Source organism: uncultured Methanobrevibacter sp. (assembly GCF_902770715.1).
Classification (GTDB): Archaea; Methanobacteriota; Methanobacteria; order Methanobacteriales; family Methanobacteriaceae; genus Methanocatella.
Genome location: NZ_CACXTS010000021.1, coordinates 39936 through 59876, shown reverse-complemented (window position 1 = coordinate 59876; position 19941 = coordinate 39936). Strand labels below are relative to the sequence as shown.

The following is a 19941-nucleotide window of genomic DNA, read 5'->3' as shown; positions in this document are numbered from 1 at the left end:
TGCAGTCATTGGACATGTAAATTCAGCCCCATGTTTTTTAGCTAAAAATTCCCTAATTTCTTTAATAGTGATTATTTTTCCTTTAGGGACTTTAGACATGAGTTCATTATATTCTAATGGTGGAGCTATTAGCATTTGAGTTCCACCATATCTTTTAACTGATTTTTCATCAGTTATTTCAACAATTTTAGGCATATCTTTAGAGTCTTGTAATTTTTCATTGAAAGATTTTCTGACCATATTATCACCATTAAAAGTTTAGAGTATTACATTAGAAAACATTCATTTTAAACTTTTTTATTCACTCTTTTTAATTTATTTTAATATCTATTTTTTCTTTTTATCATCCCAGACTTGTAAAATAAAGTTTTAACATCTACTAAGCATTTCTTATTCAATTTTATAATATTGCCTGGATTCGATTTTCTTCAAATCGCTTAAATCATCATAGCCCTGAAAGATATTTGAATATAGCAATCCCAGGGAATAATTGGCTATGCTTTCGAGAGTCGGAATGACGATACAGATATAAATCAATAGACCTACGTAAGGAATTGAAATTACTAATGATGAAGCAAAGGTAACGACATTCAAGAGTATTGCCATTACAATCAACCATTTGATTATGTTGACAATTCCTATTCTTCTGATGTCCTCTACTACTTTGTTGACCTTTAAGGCTTCCTGCAGACTATTGAAATAAGCCAATCTGGCTTTTGCAAAGAACAATAGGCATTCAAATATGATGTATACAATAAAGATAACCAACAGCAACAGTCCGAATGTTGCTATAAACTCCCCTATTCTAAAGTTATAAATCAAATCTCTGCTTATAGGACCCAATGTCTTTAAAGAAATCAGAAATACCGCAACCGGAATGATCATGTAGACAATTCTTAAAGATAACACTCTAATGGAATCATATATGTTATTCACCAAATTGAAGGATGGCAGCATTGCTGATTGGCTTGAACCTAACTTAACGATGGACAGGAAATATCCCGGCACAAACAATATGAATAGGAAAAACGCAATTACGCCTACGGCTACAACATAATCATTATTTGATATCAGGCCAATAGGAATGATGGCAATCAAAATAAAAAATAAGAATAATATCGGCAACTTCTTGATATTTCTAAATGGATATTTGAAGGAATTTCTAACTAATGTTGATAAATCCATAATAAAACTCCCCTAAATACTATACTGAATTTTTTTGATTAAATTTTTCATTCTTGAGTGATTTGAATTATGCTTTTGAACATTGTAGTTGATAACATTCATTATGATATAATTAAATCCTATTATGGATATATTTTTCTGGTATATAAATCTTTTTAAAATAATTTTTTGCATATGGCCAGATGACTGCACTGCATGAGATCAAAATTTCTGATGTTATTTTCATTTTTTAATTTTCAAAAATCCGGTAATACTTTTCATAGAATTAGTTAATACAAAATCAAAATTTAACGAAATGACCATTTTGAAACCGCTTGATGTATATGTGTTACTTCACTTTCAACATTTCCCGACAAAGTCCCAAATTATCCAAATTTTATATATAAAGAGAACGTATATTTTATGTAATAATATACAGTTAAAATGAAAAGATACGAAGTATTTATATACTAAAAAATTCAATAGTATAATCAAGGGTTAGGTATAAAAATTTAGGAGGAAAAATGGCTTATGATTGAAGTTGATGAGCTAACGGACTACCTAGATGAATACTTAGAAGAAAAGCAAGAGGTAAAAAACTTAACAGAGGAAACCATAAGAAAACAGACATTCAATATATCCAAATTCATAGAATATCTTGAAAGCGAAGGAATAGATGAGTTAAACAGTGACAACGTTAAAAAGCAATTGAGACATTACCGTAGGCACTGTTTGAAAAAGCGTGGAAATAAAAGAACCACAGTTAAAACATATATGATGAACATTCTGGAATTCATCAACTCAGAAGACGTTCAGGAGGAAATCCAGCACGAAACCATCAAAATGAAGGATATCATTGAAGTTAAGGCGGAAGATCCTGAAACCGCTAAAAAAAGAATTGAAAAAATCTCCCTAACTTGGCCACAATCTAATTTTTTCCTTGATACAATCAAACAAAGCGGAAACGTGAGAGATTATGCGATTTGCAGGACTTTCATCGATTCTGGTATGAGGCTTAAGGAACTGGTGCTTTTAAACAAGGATGATATTCAGGTTCCAATCGATGAAAAGGGATTCTACATCTTGCCTGATGATACCAATGAGTTTATTGATGTTTATTTGCGTGCAGAAACAACAAAAGGTGAATTAAAAGACAGAACTACCTTCATAACCTTCGATACATTGGTCAGCCTGAATGACATGATGATGGATCGCATCACAAAGCTCAGGAAAAACACACATGATGTATATCGGCCGGTGATTCAAAGAAACAAGGCTGCTGAAGAGGCAACTCGTGAAGAGCTATTCACTAACATTAAGGGCAACCGTATCGGAAAGCGTGGAGTTCAGGACATTATCAAAAAACATGCACGTGAGTGTGATGAGAGAATCGAGAGTGAAGGAATCGACTGCCCTGTAAATTACGCTAAAAATGTCAGTGTTCACATTCTGAGACATACTGCATTATCCCATTATGCGGAAATATTGACTGTTGCTGAGGTCCAATCAATTGCAGGACACTCCAATTCACAAACAACAGACAAATATATTCATATTGACCGTGAACAAATGAAACAAAAACTGAAAGTCAATTCCATGAGATTTAACAATTAATTGACTTTTTTCCTTTTTTTATTTTTAAGTATCAAAACAATTTAAATATGATGTAATTCAATATATTTATAGTAAATTAGGTTTTTTTGATATTTATGAATTTTAAGAATAGAGTTTTATTTTTGGCAATTATAGTAATATTCATTTCACTTTTAGGATTAGCATATGCTAACAATCAGCAGAATATTGCTGAAGATTTGGTGATTGTCAATAATACTCAAGATAATCCATTATTTGGCTGCTGTTCCATTGTTATTCAGCTTGATGGGAATGACACATTGATGTCCTACAGGCGTGATTCCAATTTGACTGCTGATGTATTCATAGAAAAGGTTGATTGGAATGGCTATCCTGCAATCAAGCAATATAAGACCGATGGAGGGTATTTCAACCATGTAATTGTTACTGATGACGGTTGGGTAATAGGATTAGGCGGCGTTGATGATGGAATTGACAATGAAAAATCTGAAAATATTACTGCTAAAATGATTACTGATGATTATTCTATTTCCAAAGCGGGTTTAGCTGAAATTCAAAATATTAAACAGCCTTACGGAAGAGGACATGTTCTAATTAAGGCTCCAAACGGTAATTATGGGTTTGCTACAGTTGATAAGCTAAAGACCGGAAAACTGGAACCTGGCCAGTATATTTCCATACCAAATAACTATTCAATGTCCCGATCAGGTGAAATATCTGTTCATGAGGGAGATAAAATCAAGAACATGGTTGAATTGTCTCAAGCAGATAAATACGGTTTGGACAGACGTGAAATAATCGTTTATGACTTCCATTCAGATGCACTATACAATAAGACTGACATTTATGTTGCTAATGAAGATGGATCAAAGTTGGGCGTTAATTATACAGGCTGCATTGACAATGTTTATTTCAATAATACTCTGTTTAAGGCAAAAGACATTCCTATCGCTCCAGATTATCAGAAACTGGGTGAAATTACATTTATCAATGAAGATTCCAATATGTATCGACTAATAATTCTGGTAACTATAATTTCATTGGCATTTTTCGTTGCATTATTGTATTTCATAATGTTAAGATTAGTGAGATTTATAAGATATAGAATTTTCCGCTAAAATTTAATAAATTTCATAAAATTTAATAAAAAAGAGCAAAATTGAAAGAAATTACCCTATATCAATAGCTTGATATATATGGTGCTATTGATTTAGGCTATTTTCTCAATATTACTTGAGTAGTAATAGATAAATATGTATAATATCTATTATCCATTTATACAGAAATAAGGTATAAATATATAATCCTTATTTACAGAAATACAGATGATACTATAATAAGTAACTATATATTATTACTACTATACTTAAATATACTAAATAATAACTAATAGTTATAATAGGAGTATAACTATAATATCTAGTTTTATATATAATACCATATATACATATTTAAGGTAAATATACGGAAATACTATGCCGACTATGATAATATTACACTAACGGAATTTTAACTATAAATTAAGAAGTATAGTTCTTAGTTTAATTATTCACCAATTATATATCATTATTTTATTAATTGAAGATATTTAAAAGATAATATGGCTAATTTATTGATGTTGATTATTTCAAATTAATAAACAAAGCTATTAAACGCAGAAAATTAATAAAATTTATTAAATTTTATAAAATTTGTTAATGTTTTGATCTTTACAGGATTTTTTCTGAAATACTAAAAAAATTTAAAAACTACAAATATTGATAACTACATATATATGCGATTATTAAGATACAATAATTTCATCATTTTTTTGATAATTAATGAAAAAAATTATTAAATTTCATGGCAAAAATCTAAAATCCAAGAAGAATTTTCACGCCAATCAGGATTAATATTACTCCACCCAATATTTGGAATTTGCCACCAACAAAATGACCAATTTTTCTGCCTATGAACACACCGGCAATACTGAATAGGAATGCAACAATTCCAATAATTGCAGATGAAATCAATATCGGATCTTTCAAAAGGGCAATTGTTATTCCAACAGCAAATGCATCAATGCTTGTTGCAATCGCAAGCAATGTAACCTCACTGAATGAAAAAGTATCGGTAATCTCATCATCATCTGAAGACAAGCTTTCACGAATCATGTTCAATCCGATTGCCAAAAGCAAAACAAAACCGACAATTGATGCCAATGATTCAATGAAACTGGATATGATGCTGCCGCAGAAATATCCAAAAATCGGCATTAAAGCCTGAAAGCCACCAAAAAATAGACCATAATACAGAATTTCTGAATTCTTCAGGTTCTTCTGTGTAAATCCTTTAGTCATGGATACGCTGAATGCATCCATTGCCAAAGCTACAGCAATTAAAAATACAGAAATAATATTAAAAGACATTAACTTATCTTTTATTAATCATTTTATATAAATATTTATCAAATTCACTTTAATAAAAAACATAGTTATTTATATTAAGTCTGATAAAAATACGAATGTAAAAAGTAAAAATACTTTTACAGAGGTGAAATTCAATGAATCTAAAAAGAATAGCAACTGTACTTATTCTTTTTACACTTCTTATAGCATGTACTAGTGTTGCCTTCGCATCCAGTGATGTTGATGATTCCGGTGACGGTGATGATTCAATCAATGTTGATGATGATCAATACATGGTAAATGATGATTCCGACGATGAATCGGATGACTACGATGACGACGATGATGAAGACCTAGACGATTCAGATGAAGACTGGGAAGACTACGACGATGATGAAGACCTAGACGATTCAGATGAAGACTGGGAAGACTACGATGATGATGAAGACCTAGACGATTCAGATGAAGACTGGGAAGACTACGACGATGATGAAGACCTAGACGACTCTGATGAAGACCTAGACGACTCTGATGAAGATTGGGAAGACTATGACGATGAGGATTACTGGGATGACTATGAGGATTACGAAGATCCGGATGTCTCTGATGATGATTATGAATATCTTGGTGATGATTATGAGGATATTCCAAATAGACCTGATGGATGGAATGACATCAAAAAGAATTTTAATGAAACTTATGCCCATGTAATCAAAACAACCTCATATGAAAAAGGTTATGTATTTTACGCTACAGCATGCGGTTACATGGCAAACTCCAATAATTACAAAGATTCCAGTAATGACAACACAAATGAAAATGAAACCGAAAGCAATGAGGCAGATGCTGAAAACAACAGTCCAATGGCTCCGGCTTCACATAAAACTCAGGCTTTTGAAAACAGCATTTCAAAAGATAATTTTTATCCTCAAGTCAAATCCGTTTCAAAAAGCATCGATACATCATCTGATTTGACCAATGCTTCTGATGATAAAAACACTAGTGTAGATACTAATGAAAATATTAATCAAACCGGAAGTGTTCAAAATTACGGAATTCTCGGTTTATTGGTAATTTTATTGATTAGTATTGTTTTAATACTATAAGAAACCAAATAGGAAATTTTTTTCCTATACTTTTTTTTATTTTTTAAAAATATGCAGATATATTAATACCTTTTGAATATAGTATTATCATGAAAGACTTATTTGACTATTGCAGATTCGGAGATTTGAGGCTCAACAGTAGAATTGTAAGGACAGGATTGTGGGAATCCGAAAGGGAAAAAACAGGTAATCTTACTCCGGAAATATATGACAGATATGAAAATATTGCCGCCAGCGGCGTCGGATTAATCATCACAGAGCTTATTTCACTATATCCCAGAGACGTATTTTCCAAATATTCTCATACAACCCACTTCACACAGTTTGTGCGTGAAGCAAAGGATTTGACTGACCTTGTTCATGTATATGGCGTTCCCGTTTTTGCACAGCTTGGCTTTGTGCAGTACAACAAGAAAACAGAACAGAACATGAAAATAGAAGATCTCACAATAGATGATATCAGAAAAATACAGACTGATTTCATAATCGCTGCAAGAAAAATAGATTTCGCAGGCTTTGACGGAATTCAAATAGGTCTTGGAAACTACTACTTTTTGGCCAGATTCATAAATCCGAACTTCAATTCAAGAGAAGACAAATACGGCGGAAACACATTCAACCGCTTAAGGATTGTTTTGGAGATAATTAAAGTAATAAAGCAGACAACCAAGCTCCATATAAATTGCCGATTGAATGCATTTGACGGCACAACCAACGGGATGACCCTGGAAGAGACAATCAATATAGCCAAACTGCTTGAAAATCATGGTGTCGATTCACTTCAAATCACACGTCCGCGCTCCCCGCAGTTCTTCACTAAAGAAAACACAGCTAAAAATCCTCTCATTGAAGCTACCAATGAGATAATCAGGAATGTCAATATCCCTGTAATTTTAGGGGGAGGGGCAAACAGCCAAAAGCAGATCAATGATATCCTGAACAAAACTGACATTGAATTCGTATCCATGCAAAGGCCATTTGTTTATGATTCCAGCTTTTTGGTAGACTGGCAGATAGAGGGAGATGGAATAAGCGGATGCAAAACCTGCAACAACTGCTATTGGAAAAAGACATCAACCTGCTTTATTAACAGGAATCCTCAATTGAATGTAGAAACAAATATTGAATTTTAAAAAAAAGAAAAAAAAGTGTACTCAATTAGAATGTTTGAGTACCACTTTGCGGACTTAATGAAACGCTTTGGGTATCTAAAAGATTACCTGAAGTGTCATATAAATTTATTTCAGCATAGTCCGGATAGTATTTATATGAATCAGCACTGGCCACATTAATGTAACCTGATGAATCAACAGTCTTAGGAACCATATTTCCGTTGTTGAGGCTGGATCCGTCTCTTGAATATTTAATCTGTATTTTCACCTTTTCACCGGAATGTTGCGGACCAACATAAATGCTGGCATATGTCTTGTCGGATAGGCTGCTTCCGGTTGAGAACGAACCACCTGATATTGTCATCGAAGTTGCAGTATTTGACGGTGCGCTGGCCTGTGTTGTTTGCTGTGCAGGCTGTGCAGTTTCTGTCTGTGTTTTATTATCTATGCCGGATACCTGATTATTGTTATTCTGCGCCTGATTTGAATCGTCACCATGGTTTCCGAATCCTACATATGCAAATACCCCTGCAAGAGCAATTGCAATGATTATCAAAGCAATGATTATGTATTTGGTTGTTTGGTCACTGCTGGACTTTTCCTTTGACATTGAATTTATCATGGTTTCATGATTCATTGTCTTCTTTTTTAAAGGCGCTCCGCACTTTTTACAAAATTTTGCTGAATCATTATTTTCAGCATTACAGTTTGGACAATACATTTTACATTATCACCTTAAAAGATCAATTATTTAATAATATGTTATTCACAATATTAAAGATTACTTATTGTATGAGCGGAATTTGTCAATGAAATTGTCAAGCTCCTCTTTAATCTGGTCAATGGTTATTATTGGCTTATGGTTTAAAAGTGAATTCAAGGCTATCAGAAACGGAATTGCCTCGCCAATGCGAATGTTGTTGAAAATCAAATCCTGATATATTATCTGAAAGTTTCCGTTCTGGTGCTGGTTTATTTTAAGGCCGTAGGGAGTGAAATCTATTTCACCCTTTTCAATCAGAACCTCAAGGTCCTTTGTCCCTTCCAGTATGTCTTCAAATTCAATCTTATCCTTATTCAATAGAGGTTCTACAAAGTCAAACCTTATATCGTATTCATATTTGGAATAGTGGTTTCTGAAATAGTTGTCAACCATAAGATAGTTGATAAAGAGCTCATGATTCAGGATTGAATATTTCTTGTTGTCTAATATGAATTCCATGTTTATTAATATGGTAAAAAATAGTATAAAAAACTAGTTCCATTATGGAAACTAGTCTTTTTGTGGTGTATATTTCCTGATTGAAATTTCAGTGAATTTCTTGATGAAGAATTTTGCCCAGATGTAGCCGACTGTTCCTCCTACAAAACAACCGAATACGACACCAGCATATATTCCTGTAACGCCCCATCCAAAGATGAAGCAGAAGAGATATGCGAATACGCTTTCAAGAATCAATGATCTGAGTAATGTAATCAGGAGGGAATATGTTCCCTTTCCAACTCCCTGAAACATCATTGAGGACATCATACCGTGTGGGATTGCCAGAACAAACAGGCTCAATACTGATATTGCCTGTGCAATCTGCGGGGAGAGTGCCGCACTTGCTTCGGTATATGAAAACATTGTTGCAATCGGTGAGGAGAATATGAACATTATTGCTCCGAGCAGTATTGAAATTGCAAAACCGACCTTGATTGAATAGGAGTGTGCGGTTTTGAGGTTTTCGTGGTTATGAGCTCCATAAGCGACACCCGCAACTGTAAGAACTGCTGTTCCTAAACCTATCAATGGAATCATTGACAATTGAACGATCCTCATGGATGCTGTATATACTGCAACCGCTGTTGTTCCTGCTGCAATGACAAGCATGGAGTTGATAATGATTGCAAGCGCTGAAAATACAATGTTTTCCAAAGTGGAAGGGATTGCAACCTGAAGGATGTCAAGCATGAGGCTTTTTGAAAAATCGAAGTTTTCAAATGATAGGTCAAGATATAAGTCCTTCTTGCCCCACATCCAGTAGCTCATCACAACACAGGACAGTGTAGCTGAAATGATTGTCGCCCATGCCGCACCGGCAATTCCCAAATTCAAAACATAAATGAATATTGGGTCAAGAATGATGTTCATTATTGCAGTAACCGCAATTGCGATGGTTGCCCTTCTCATATCCCCTTCGGACCTGAATATTGCAGATGCAACACCTGAATATACGAAAATGAAGAGGAATCCGAATATGATGTAGCTGTAGTCCATCGCATACTGGATTGTTTCTCCGGCTCCCATGAACTTAAGGATAGGAACCATGAATGCTTCAATCAATATTGTAAATATCACTGATACTACAATGGACAATAGGATACCGTGCAAAGCTGAATTGTTTGCCTGCTTATAATTTTTCGCCCCGATATTTCTTGCAATCAATGAGTTTGCACCTGCACCGATACCGTTTCCAAGGCCCACCAATATCATAAAGAGAGGTGTGATGAATCCTATTGCTGCAAGGGCATCTGCACCAAGTCCTGCAACCCATACGCTGTCTGCAAGATTATAAAGCATGATAAGTAACATTGAAAGCATCATAGGAAGGGCCAATCTAATTATCGCCTTTTTAGGGTCTCCAGTAATCATCTCAATATTCTTACTCTTCTTTTTTGTCATCTTTAGCCTCCCTTTCATTTATTTCCATAATATTTATTGCAATTTGTTTTAATATCAATTGAAATTCTTCTTTGCTGATTAGTTCATCGTCAAATATTTCGTCTTCCCATTTGTTGAGTACAATAGTACTTTTTGTCAATACCTCTTGTCCTTTTGGAGTGAGGTAAACCTTATTCTGACGCCTGTTGTCGCTGTCAATTTCCCTTATGACCAATTCCTTGTCTTCCAGCTTTTTGATTGACCTTGCGGCCGCACCCTTGTTGATGTTGCATCTTGATGCTATCTTATCCTGGTTCATTTCATTGTGATGGTCCAATTCAAATAGCAGGTACAGCTGTGTTGAATTGATTCCGAACTCATTGAGCTTGCGGTTAATGAAAATTGTTTGGCCTTTAGAAATAATGGATATTAGCTTTCCAATGGGAATTTTTGTTGCATCAACTGTTTTAAAATCTTTGCAGGACATAGATATCAGTCTAAAAATGATGAAAGGTCATAAGTTGATTTCTTAACTTCCTTTGTAGTGAGTGCCAAGGTTTTTTCCGGCTTGATTGATGCTTCTTCCATCTGGGAAAATCCGCCTTCAAAGCCGCTGCTTCCTGCTGTCATGAAAAATTTGACGCTTTTGAACTTGCCTTCATTCTCTTTCATGTATGAAATTATAGGATTTGCAGCCCTTGATGCCCATACAGGAGCTCCGAGGTATACCACATCATATTCTTCAGGATTGAATTTTGTGGCTTCAAGGTCGACAATCTTTCCTGATGCGCCGTCCTTGATTCCTCTTGCATATCCTAATTTTCCGTTATAATTGACTTTAGGAATAATCTCTTCAATATCGCAGCCCAATTTATCTGCAATATCTTCCGCTAGTTTTTTTGTAATATTTGATCTTGAATAATAAACTACTAATGATTTCATACTGAATATATTAAGACATCATAGTATATAAACTGTTGCATTGACAACTATTGCAATTGCAACAATTTTAAAATCAGTCCCTATACTTCAGTCCAATCTTGAAGGCATCATCAATTTTTTCACCCATACTATAGTATGAATGGGTGACGTCATCATATGCCAATGAGTCGAGCCTTTCAAAGATAACCCTGTTTTTTTCATCCAATACATCGCTGTCTGCCTGGATATTGACGATTTCACCAGTAATTTGTGTATGGCTTCCGATTTCATTTATTGCCATAACCCTGCATTCGACGGATACCTTGAACTCATCAATTATTGGAGCGTCGACACATTCCGCCTTTTTTGCTGTAAAATTAATCTTTTTGATTTTATCCTCATTATATCCGCTTTCGATTCCCAGATAGTCAGCTTCAGATGCATGTTCAACGCTTGGAAATCCTATGCAGAACTCCCCTTTTTCCAGAATGCTTGCAAGAGTTTTCCTTTTGAGTGTTGAATTTATTGCTATCATTACTGCCGGAGGACGGTGAGAGCACATTGTGGCAAATGCCAGGGTGCATGCATCAATATTCCCTTCACTGTCATATGCACTGGCAACGACGGCCGGTGCGGGATACATCATTGCACGTGGTCTTAAATTCCTTTTCATAATACTTATTAATTTAGAAGTTGTATAAATATTCTTATGAACAAACTAAAAGTTGCAAAGACAATTTCGACATTCACAAATCCTCCAATCATATGCATACCTTTATTCTTTATAATATGTCTGGTATTGTCATTCAAAAACGGAACATTCAATTTCAATGAATTCATTGTTCTGGAGCTTATTTCACTTGTTTTTGCATCAATTCTGCCTATGGCGATCATCCTCTATTGGGCCAAAAAGCTCAATACCGACAGCGACATTTCCAACCGCCAGGACAGGTTCACTCCGCTGATAGTCGGCATTGTATCCTACTTCATAGGATTTCTGGTATTACTGTTTTTAAATATCGACAACTTTTTGACAGCACTTCTCTTATGCTATTCAATCAATACCGGAGTAGTGCTATTGATAACATTCAAATGGAAAATAAGCGTTCACACAACCGGCCTTTCAGGTCCTGTCGGCGCATTGATATTGCTTTTGGGACCAATCGGTGCATTGTTTGGAATATTATATCCCCTATTGATATGGTCAAGGGTTACATTGGAAAAGCATACACTGGCACAGGCCATTGCCGGAGGAGTTCAGGGATTTTTCCTGACCGTTCTGGAGATGTATCTATTCATAACTCTTTTCAGATTCGATGTCATTGCAATGACACCGCTTATTGATTCAATCTATTTCATATTGGCAATAATATTTACCCCTGTCGTTCTGGGAATATTGTCCTACGGCAGCTTCAGCAATAAAAAAAGGTTATTCATAATTTCTGAAATTGTTGGATTGGCATTATTTTTAGTGTTCATGCCTTTTGACGTATTTTTAATATTTGTAATCATTTCACTTGCAAGCATACTTATAAGCCTTTATGCAGGTGATGAGTTTGTCTGGTTCAATGTAATGAAATCATCATAGTCCTTTGACATTATAATGTCGAGGAAGAACTTCCTTTTTACCGGACCAAGGTTTTCAATATAGTCATCATAATATTGACTATCTTTAATTGAACAGTAGTCCTTTTTAATTAATTCATAGAGTGGTATCTTATAGTTTTCTTCAATGTCTCTTAAAGCAAAACGAGGACCATTTATTTTATAGGCAAGCAGGTCAAATTTGTATAGATCATACCATCCGTTTTCAATAAAAATTCTGATAAGTTCCTGGCCTGCAGGAACGGTATCCAAAAACTTCCCATCAACGACATGAGTAATGGAGGCGTCATGCTTTCTTCTGTAATACAGATGCTTCTTGATTATTGAAATCCTTTCTGACTTCAAAAGCACATAATAGAAAAACGGCATGTCCTCAAAGAATATCCCTTCAGGAAACCTTGCATCGATTTTTCTTAAAAATGAGGCGTTGTATATCTTCTGGCATACGCCGACGGACAAGTCAAAGATGGATCCTTTAAAGTCCTTAATGTTGAAAACTGTATCTTCAAAGGATTCGTCGAATATGTTCAGGTTGAACCAGTCATTTTCATATATCTCGCCGGTCTTGTCATCGTAATTTATCATCTGATAAAAGGTAAAGTCAGTATCCCTGCTTTTAATCTCTTCGTAAGCTATTTCAACGGCCTCTTCACAGTACCAATCATCACCGTCAAGATACATTATATACTCGCCCTTTGCAAGTTCAAGCGCCCTGTTTCTTGATGCGCCCGGACCCATGTTTTCCTGGTTAATCAACACTATCCTTTCGTCATCAAAGCCCTTGATAATATCCAATGTATTGTCTGTTGAACCGTCATTTACAACAATAAGCTCCAGATCTTTAAAAGTCTGATTTAATATGCTTTCAATTGCCTTTTTGATATATCTCTCTTCGTTGAATGCAGTCAATATAATGGAAACCTTAACCATATCATTACCTATTTTCTGTTTTTAAGACTTCTGAGTGGCTTTGTTATTTTCCAGCTGTTCGATGATTGCATCGATGCGTTTTCATCTTCAAGACTTTTGTTTTGCTCTTTCAATTTTTTAATCTGTTTGGTTAATCTGGCATTTTTTGCTTCAAGTTTGTTTTTCGCATCAAATTCTGCCTTGATTATCTTATTTAAGTCAGTTATCCTTTTTGCATAATATTCATCATCAAAGCTATAGTCCTCATCGTCATATCCATAGTCCTTTAATATATCCACAAGGACGTCCCTTGACTGGCTGTAGTCTGACAGGTCTGATTTGTACCTGACGTCAAGCTTGGACAATGTGCTTTTATCCTCATATATTGCCCAGATGTCCCTGCCGGAGCCCTTATAATCTGAAATCTTTGACGGCAGGTATGGATTGAATTCAAAGCTCTCTCCTGTAACGGTGTCATTTACAAGCAGTATGTCGAATTTTGTGGTTGCATTCAGGAATTCGAAGTACTCGAGAGGCTTTCTGATTATGATATTGTCCTTGAATTCCAGCGGGTCAATCAGGATGTTTATGAACTCATCATCATTTAAAAAGAGATGGAACCTGATTCTGTCCTTATGCTTGTGGTTCAGTGACTCATATGCATAAAAGAGTGATTCGAAATGCCTTAATATATAATAAAAACCTCCGAAATAGGCAATGTTGATGTCATTTTTATCCAGTTTCATGTCGGATTGCCTCAACTGGTAATATTTTGAATCAAGGGTCGGATGGGGAATTATCTCTGACTTTTCCATTACATAATCCCTTAGCTCCTCATGGCTTTTGAGGATAATGTCCCTCTGGTTTTCATTTGTAAATATGATTCTGTCGGCGAACAGGAATGTCAGGTATTCCGCCATATAAAATGTGTTGTTGGGATTTTCTAAAAGTTTGAAGTCTGCGTTTTGTGATTCGTTTAGATGAGAAATCATTGAATTGACCTTATCGATATATTCCGGTCTGTCAAGGACGGCTGACTTGTAGTTTTTAACGTTGCCCTTCATGTTTAAGAGAACGGGATCTGAAAACTCGGCGGTCCATTTGACGTTTGGATGTGTGAACTTGTATTCCAATACAAGATAATGGTTGGACATGTACCATGACCTGCTGTATATCTCATCATATTCCCTATCATCAATCAGGTCCATTCCCTGAGCAGTATAATCGAAAATGCAGTCGACTGAATCACGTTTTGCGTCGACTGATGTATATAATCTTTCATTTATGAACTCATCGACAGCTTCAAAATAAGCTGATTCATCATCCATTCCATTCTGCAGGACATCGACTCGAGAGCCATCGACAATAATCCTTTTGGCAACAACGATTCCGCTTATGTCATCGTCAGGCGGAAACTTAAAAGAAACAATCAATCTGTTAGAATCACTCAATATAATCACCGAAATTATACTAATGATTATATTGATTATTATTAAAATAAATTTCTAAAAAAATAAGTAAAAGGGATTAAATTAAAAATTTAATCATTGAATTTTCCCAAGAATTCCTTCATTCTTTGGTTATCTGAAGAGAATACCTCTTCCGGTGATCCCTCTTCAACAATTACGCCGCCATCCATGAATATGATTGTATCTGATACATTACGAGCGAAATTCATCTCGTGAGTAACGATGACCATTGTCATGTGTTCGGCAGCCAACTGCTTGATTACAGTCAGAATCTCTCCTGTAAGTTCAGGGTCAAGCGCTGATGTAGGCTCGTCAAAGAACAGTATGTCCGGATTCATAGCAAGAGCCCTTGCAATTGAAACCCTCTGTTGCTGACCACCTGACAGTTCGCACGGGTATGCATTTTCCTTGTCTTCAAGACCCATCTTCTTAAGCAGGTCACGGGCGTGCTTATTGACTTCATTCTTATCCCTTTTTTGAACTCTTAAAGGAGCGTTTGTAATGTTTTTCATAACTGAATGGTGCGGGAACAAATTGAAATTTTGGAATACCAATCCGAAGGTACCGTCAAAGTTGATTACACCGCTGTCTTCCTCTTCAAGGCCGGTGATGCATCTAAGCAGGGTTGACTTTCCTGATCCTGAAGGACCGATGATTGATAACACTTCACCCTTTTCAACATTAAGGGAAATATCCTTCAAAACAACATTGTCTCCAAAACTTTTTTTAAGATTTTTTATTTCCAAAAGACTCATAATACCCCTCTACTCATAATAACTTAACCTGCTTTCTAAGCGCTCCATGACAAATGCAACCAATATATTGAACAGGTAGTAGAATACACCTGCAACGAGCAATGCCGCAATTGATGCATCTGCTGCTGCAATTTGCTTAGCAACTGTAAACATTTCTGGAATTGCAATTACAAATGAAAGGGAAGTATCTTTTACAAGAGTAATCACTTCATTAGTTACTGAAGGGAGAATGATTTTAAATACCTGAGGCAAAATGATTATAAAGAATGTTTCAAGCCTATTATAACCCAATACCTGCGCAGCTTCGTATTGTCCTTTTGGAATAGCTTCAATCCCTCCCCTATAAATTTCAGCGAAGTATGCCGCATAGTTCATTGTAAATGCGATAATGACTGCTATAAATCTATAATCTGCAGATAGGTTTACGCCAAAAATATAATACGGTGCGAAAAATACTACAATTAATTGTAACATCAATGGTGTACCTCTCATGATTGAGATATAAATCTTCATCAACCATCTTACTGGTGAAAAACTGCTCATTCTTCCTCCGGCAATAACCAGACCGAGAGGAAGGGAGAACAGCAGTGTGAGCAGGAATATCTCAATTGAAGTAACCATACCTCCAAGCAACTGCGCTATTACATTACTTAAAATCATATAACTTCTCCCTTCTAACTAATTAATTTATTTTGTGATCAAAGATCCTGGAACACCAGAATCGGTGTAGTTTTCAGCGATTTTTGCTACAGTTCCGTCTTCAAACATAGCATTTAAAGTTTCCTGTACTTGGTCTTTTAAAGCATCATTTCCTTTTTTGAATCCGATACCATACTGTTCAGATGAAATGGAATCATTTAAAATGGAGTAATCGTCAGGATTGTCTTTGGAAGATACTTGGTATTGAGCTACACCGATATCGATAGCAACAGCGTCACATGCACCGGATTCTAAGTCCATGAATGCAGTGTTATAGTCAGCAACTTCAGTTAATGTACCGAAGGTGTCTGCTAAAGTTTTGTTGTCGCCTTGAAGAGCTGCTAATGCTGAGGAATCTTTTTGTGTTTCTACAGTTTTACCAGCTAAGTCTTCTAAGGATTTGATACCTGAATCAGATTTTACAACTACAACTTGTTTGTTGTCGATGTATGGTTCAGACCAGGTGTAGTCGTTTTCCCTACCGTTTATGGTGAAACCGTTCCAAATACAGTCGATGGAACCGGAATCTAATTCTGCATCTTTAGCATCCCAATCGATTGGTTGTGCCTTAAATGTCCAGTTGTTTCTTTCACAAACTTCTTTTGCTAAATCTAAGTCGAAACCAACATAGTTTCCACTATCGTCTTTGTATCCATATGGTGGGAATTCTGCATCAAAACCAACAATGAAAGTGTTTTCATCGTTTGCGGTTGCGTTTGCATTGTCTCCTCCCATAAAATCAAATAAACCAGCGCTTACAGTAGATACCATCATTAATGATATTACTACTAAAGCTAAAACAAAACCTATTTTTTTATTCATTTTAAAACACCAATAGTTATAACTATATCGTAGAATTATTCTACATATTATATTTTTTACTTTTTTATTATTTATGTATTTATTTTTAAATTGAAAGATTTAATAAAAAAAGTAAACTAATTATTAATTTCTTGAATGAAAATAAAGTTTTAAAATGAAAAGTAATTGATTAATCTAAAAGCGGAAGGTCTTTAAGATTTGAGGCTGCACTATCCCCGCCGATGATTTTTTCGACCTTTGAATTTGAATCTGAAAGCAGGTAAAAGTTGTCGCAGGCACTATCGAATGTCAGGTTCTGGTTGAAGTCGCTTGAATCAAAGCTTACAATATATTCAAAGTTCAGGTTGCCGAACTGGAGGTCAAATGTTCTTTTAAAGAAGCTTTTCATTGAATCGTCATAGCATTCTTCGCTGCCTTTATACAATTTATTGTATTCAAGCTTTTCCTTTATTGTCGGGAACAGGTTATTTGCAAACGGAAGAACCCCTACGCCTTCGGGGATTCTATTGAAAACGCTTTCATGATTTTGCCTTATGTTTTCTTTCCATGAGCAGAATGTTACAAAAACATTGTACCTTTCAGGATTAATGCTTTCGATATATTCGATCATATTGTCTACGGAATCATTATCTGTGAAGTCTCCGGCAAAAAGCAGCACATTGGGCCTGCCGTTGTCAACGCTTTCGAACCTGCATGAATCCATTCCGTTGAATATGGTGTCGCATATATATTCAACTGCATCAGGGCGTTCATATTGGCAGAATTTCTCTACGAACTGTGTGTCATCATAATCCTTGGGCAAGTTCATTTCATTAATCAGGTCACTGACTGTCTGAACCTTCGGAAACGGAAGGTCGGATAACGGGAAATAGAATCCACGGTCAGACAGATACTCTTCCTCATCATAATTGAATATGATGATCTTGCGCCTTGTATTTGCAAAGTCAAAAAATACGCTTGAATAGTCGGTGATGAGGCAATCCGCCATATTGACTATATCATATATCTCAAAACCCTTTGGAAACGGCCTGATATGGGTAAATCTATCAAAGTCTATTTTTTGGGTATTGTAGGGGTGCAGCTTTGCAAACAAGACCTGGTTGTCATTCAAGCTTTCATCAATCTCCTTTAGAAATTCGCTGACTTCACCTTTTTGCTTTTCATCCTTTCTGTTGTCAACCAATCCCTTGAATGTAGGCATGTATATGAATATTTCATGATTTTCCAGGCCAAATTTTGATTTGAACTCCATAGACCTTGATTCATCAAGAAAAACGCTGTTTCTCGGATATCCTTCAAGCAAAATCTTTCCCGGATAAACATCTTCAAGCATGAATGATTTGAGAAGCCTTTCCTTTAGGTAATTGCTAGGAAATATAAGATAATCTGAAAAGAGAAGGGATCTCTGTATGATTCCCATGGTGAGCCTTTCATGTGAATTGTCAATGCCCATAAGCTTCAGTATTGTTCCGTGCCATGTATTTATGAATATTTGTCCTTGCTTTTTTACATACTTGTTTCTGATTCCTGAGTCTGTAAAGACATATTTTGCCTTATGCATGATTTCGCAGGCCTTATCCTTTGAATTTATGACTTCATGGATATTCAAGCCATAGTTTTTTCCATACTCTTCAATCTTTGCATTGACATGGCTTTCTGCATAGACATATATCCTAAAGTTTCCGTATTTGCCTGTAGAAAGCTCCTCAACAATCCTGAAGAGGTTTCCTGTAAAATCAAATCCGTTACGGGATTCAATGTAAACCATATCATCCTCTATTCTGGAATTATAATACGCATCATAAATGGCCGAATTTGTTTTGCATTCATTTAAATTTCTGAATTTATCTATAAAGCCCATCCTATCACAAAAAAATAAGGTTAATGGATAAATCAATATGAATATCCATCATTTACTTGGAATGCACGATTGCTGTGTGATTCTTTTAAAAATAGTGTTCCATTAAGGGTGGCATGAACAGTGTAGTTTCCATTGTCAAAGCCGACAACCTGAATGTATCCTCTGCCCATCTCATCTGTTGTCACATTATACTTATGAGCCCATCCGGAATCATCCAAAATTTTCAAATCAATGACCTGGTCTGGAATGACGTTTCTGTAGTCATCCTTGAGGATAACTGAAATGTAATCACCATTCTGGATTGTATCATTGCATGTGATTTCTATTTTGGTTACGGTCTTGGTCATGGAAATATATGCAAAAGCACCGCCTGCAATGATCAATAATGCAATCACTGCAATTATAGCCATATTCTTTATATCCATTTCCATTCACATACTCTCCTTAAATAATATCAGCTGTTATGAACCAATAGCACATCAATTTCTGCAGTTTTCAATACCTTTTCAGCTACGCTTCCAATGATAAACTTGTGAAGACCACTTTTTCCGGATGATGAAATAACGATTAATTCAACACCCTCTTTTTCTGCAACCTCATTGATGGTTTCAGCTGGAAAACCAGTTTTAACCATTGTCTTGACATTATAGCCTTCAGGGAATTTCTTCTTCATTTTGGCTACAATTCCTTTAGCTTCATTCAGCATGCCTGCATTGACTTCCCTGATATGCTTTCTGCTTTGAAAAGCGCTTGAAGTCAATTTTCCGGCAACAGACAATACGATTATCTCACCGTCATCAGCTATCAATTTGGTTACTCTATCAATTTCCTGGTCAGCATAGCCTGATCCGTCAGTCGGGAGTAAAATTTTTTTATACATCAAAACACCTTTAA

21 protein-coding genes and 1 pseudogene are annotated in these 19941 nt (G+C 35.5%); 5 read left to right on the top strand and 17 right to left on the bottom strand.

From position 1 onward, the window contains the following. Both QZU81_RS07280 and QZU81_RS07275 read right to left on the bottom strand, forming a co-directional pair. A pseudogene (locus tag QZU81_RS07280) lies at positions 1-240 on the bottom strand (methylated DNA-protein cysteine methyltransferase); the annotation flags it as partial. Between the two features lie 150 nt (positions 241-390). After that, positions 391-1185, bottom strand: coding sequence for a DUF4013 domain-containing protein (locus QZU81_RS07275; RefSeq protein WP_295590820.1), 795 nt, complete (start codon positions 1183-1185; stop codon positions 391-393). A 510-nt stretch (positions 1186-1695) separates the two neighbouring features. On the opposite strand from QZU81_RS07275, the gene QZU81_RS07270 reads away from it, so the two are divergent. Together QZU81_RS07270 and QZU81_RS07265 are read left to right on the top strand one after the other, a co-directional pair. After that, positions 1696-2778, top strand: coding sequence for a tyrosine-type recombinase/integrase (locus QZU81_RS07270; RefSeq protein WP_295590817.1), 1083 nt, complete (start codon positions 1696-1698; stop codon positions 2776-2778). 122 nt (positions 2779-2900) lie between these two features. Next, entirely contained in the window at positions 2901-3875 is a 975-nt protein-coding gene (locus tag QZU81_RS07265; RefSeq protein WP_295590814.1) for a hypothetical protein, read from the top strand. A 735-nt stretch (positions 3876-4610) separates the two neighbouring features. Here the strand turns inward: QZU81_RS07265 and QZU81_RS07260 are convergent. Then, positions 4611-5165 carry a manganese efflux pump MntP family protein gene (locus tag QZU81_RS07260; protein ID WP_295590812.1) on the bottom strand — a complete coding sequence of 185 codons (555 nt, stop codon included), beginning with the start codon at positions 5163-5165 and terminating at the stop codon, positions 4611-4613. Between the two features lie 134 nt (positions 5166-5299). Here QZU81_RS07260 and QZU81_RS07255 point away from each other — a divergent pair, with 134 nt between their 5' ends. Together QZU81_RS07255 and QZU81_RS07250 are read left to right on the top strand one after the other, a co-directional pair. Further along, positions 5300-6250, top strand: coding sequence for a hypothetical protein (locus QZU81_RS07255; RefSeq protein ID WP_295590810.1), 951 nt, complete (start codon positions 5300-5302; stop codon positions 6248-6250). Between the two features lie 89 nt (positions 6251-6339). After that, entirely contained in the window at positions 6340-7383 is a 1044-nt protein-coding gene (locus QZU81_RS07250; protein ID WP_295590807.1) for an NADH-dependent flavin oxidoreductase, read from the top strand. A gap of 25 nt (positions 7384-7408) precedes the next feature. Here the strand turns inward: QZU81_RS07250 and QZU81_RS07245 are convergent, their stop codons facing one another. The 6 genes from QZU81_RS07245 to QZU81_RS07220 all read right to left on the bottom strand — a co-directional run bounded on the left by QZU81_RS07245 (position 7409) and on the right by QZU81_RS07220 (position 11600). Further along, positions 7409-8083, bottom strand: a complete 675-nt coding sequence (locus QZU81_RS07245; RefSeq protein ID WP_295590805.1) for a zinc ribbon domain-containing protein — start codon at positions 8081-8083, stop codon at positions 7409-7411. Positions 8084-8143: 60 nt separating this feature from the next. Further along, positions 8144-8584: a hypothetical protein gene (locus QZU81_RS07240; protein WP_295590803.1), complete on the bottom strand. Its 441-nt coding sequence runs from the start codon at positions 8582-8584 to the stop codon at positions 8144-8146. 51 nt (positions 8585-8635) lie between these two features. Next, the gene (locus QZU81_RS07235; RefSeq protein ID WP_295590800.1) at positions 8636-10027 is read right to left on the bottom strand and encodes an MATE family efflux transporter; all 1392 of its coding nucleotides are present in this window, start codon (positions 10025-10027) and stop codon (positions 8636-8638) included. After that, positions 10008-10493: a MarR family winged helix-turn-helix transcriptional regulator gene (locus QZU81_RS07230; RefSeq protein WP_295590798.1), complete on the bottom strand. Its 486-nt coding sequence runs from the start codon at positions 10491-10493 to the stop codon at positions 10008-10010. The genes QZU81_RS07235 and QZU81_RS07230 overlap by 20 nt, the downstream gene beginning before the upstream one ends. Positions 10494-10498: 5 nt before the next feature. Next, a complete protein-coding gene (locus QZU81_RS07225) occupies positions 10499-10948 on the bottom strand; it encodes a flavodoxin (protein WP_295590795.1) in 450 nt (149 codons plus the stop codon). A 73-nt stretch (positions 10949-11021) separates the two neighbouring features. Next, positions 11022-11600: a flavin reductase family protein gene (locus QZU81_RS07220; RefSeq protein ID WP_295590792.1), complete on the bottom strand. Its 579-nt coding sequence runs from the start codon at positions 11598-11600 to the stop codon at positions 11022-11024. A 36-nt stretch (positions 11601-11636) separates the two neighbouring features. On the opposite strand from QZU81_RS07220, the gene QZU81_RS07215 reads away from it, so the two are divergent. Next, positions 11637-12515, top strand: coding sequence for a hypothetical protein (locus QZU81_RS07215; protein WP_295590790.1), 879 nt, complete (start codon positions 11637-11639; stop codon positions 12513-12515). Here the strand turns inward: QZU81_RS07215 and QZU81_RS07210 are convergent. The 8 genes from QZU81_RS07210 to QZU81_RS07175 all read right to left on the bottom strand — a co-directional run bounded on the left by QZU81_RS07210 (position 12467) and on the right by QZU81_RS07175 (position 19927). Continuing rightward, a complete protein-coding gene (locus tag QZU81_RS07210) occupies positions 12467-13462 on the bottom strand; it encodes a glycosyltransferase family 2 protein (protein WP_295590786.1) in 996 nt (331 codons plus the stop codon). The genes QZU81_RS07215 and QZU81_RS07210 overlap by 49 nt on opposite strands. Before the next feature lie 8 nt (positions 13463-13470). Then, complete coding sequence (locus QZU81_RS07205) at positions 13471-14892, bottom strand: hypothetical protein (RefSeq protein WP_295590783.1); 1422 nt, start codon at positions 14890-14892, stop codon at positions 13471-13473. Between the two features lie 89 nt (positions 14893-14981). Further along, on the bottom strand, positions 14982-15665 hold the full coding sequence (locus tag QZU81_RS07200) for an amino acid ABC transporter ATP-binding protein (protein WP_295590780.1): 684 nt from the start codon (positions 15663-15665) through the stop codon (positions 14982-14984). 9 nt (positions 15666-15674) lie between these two features. After that, a complete protein-coding gene (locus tag QZU81_RS07195; RefSeq protein WP_295590777.1) occupies positions 15675-16325 on the bottom strand; it encodes an amino acid ABC transporter permease in 651 nt (216 codons plus the stop codon). A 27-nt stretch (positions 16326-16352) separates the two neighbouring features. Then, positions 16353-17186, bottom strand: coding sequence for an amino acid ABC transporter substrate-binding protein (locus QZU81_RS07190; RefSeq protein WP_292825788.1), 834 nt, complete (start codon positions 17184-17186; stop codon positions 16353-16355). A gap of 169 nt (positions 17187-17355) precedes the next feature. Beyond that, positions 17356-19047, bottom strand: a complete 1692-nt coding sequence (locus QZU81_RS07185) for a CDP-glycerol glycerophosphotransferase family protein (protein WP_295590775.1) — start codon at positions 19045-19047, stop codon at positions 17356-17358. A gap of 32 nt (positions 19048-19079) precedes the next feature. Beyond that, positions 19080-19478 carry a hypothetical protein gene (locus tag QZU81_RS07180; protein WP_292827374.1) on the bottom strand — a complete coding sequence of 133 codons (399 nt, stop codon included), beginning with the start codon at positions 19476-19478 and terminating at the stop codon, positions 19080-19082. 23 nt (positions 19479-19501) lie between these two features. Further along, positions 19502-19927 (bottom strand): universal stress protein, encoded by a 426-nt coding sequence (locus tag QZU81_RS07175; protein WP_292827377.1) that lies wholly within the window; start codon positions 19925-19927, stop codon positions 19502-19504. Positions 19928-19941 lie beyond the last annotated feature (14 nt).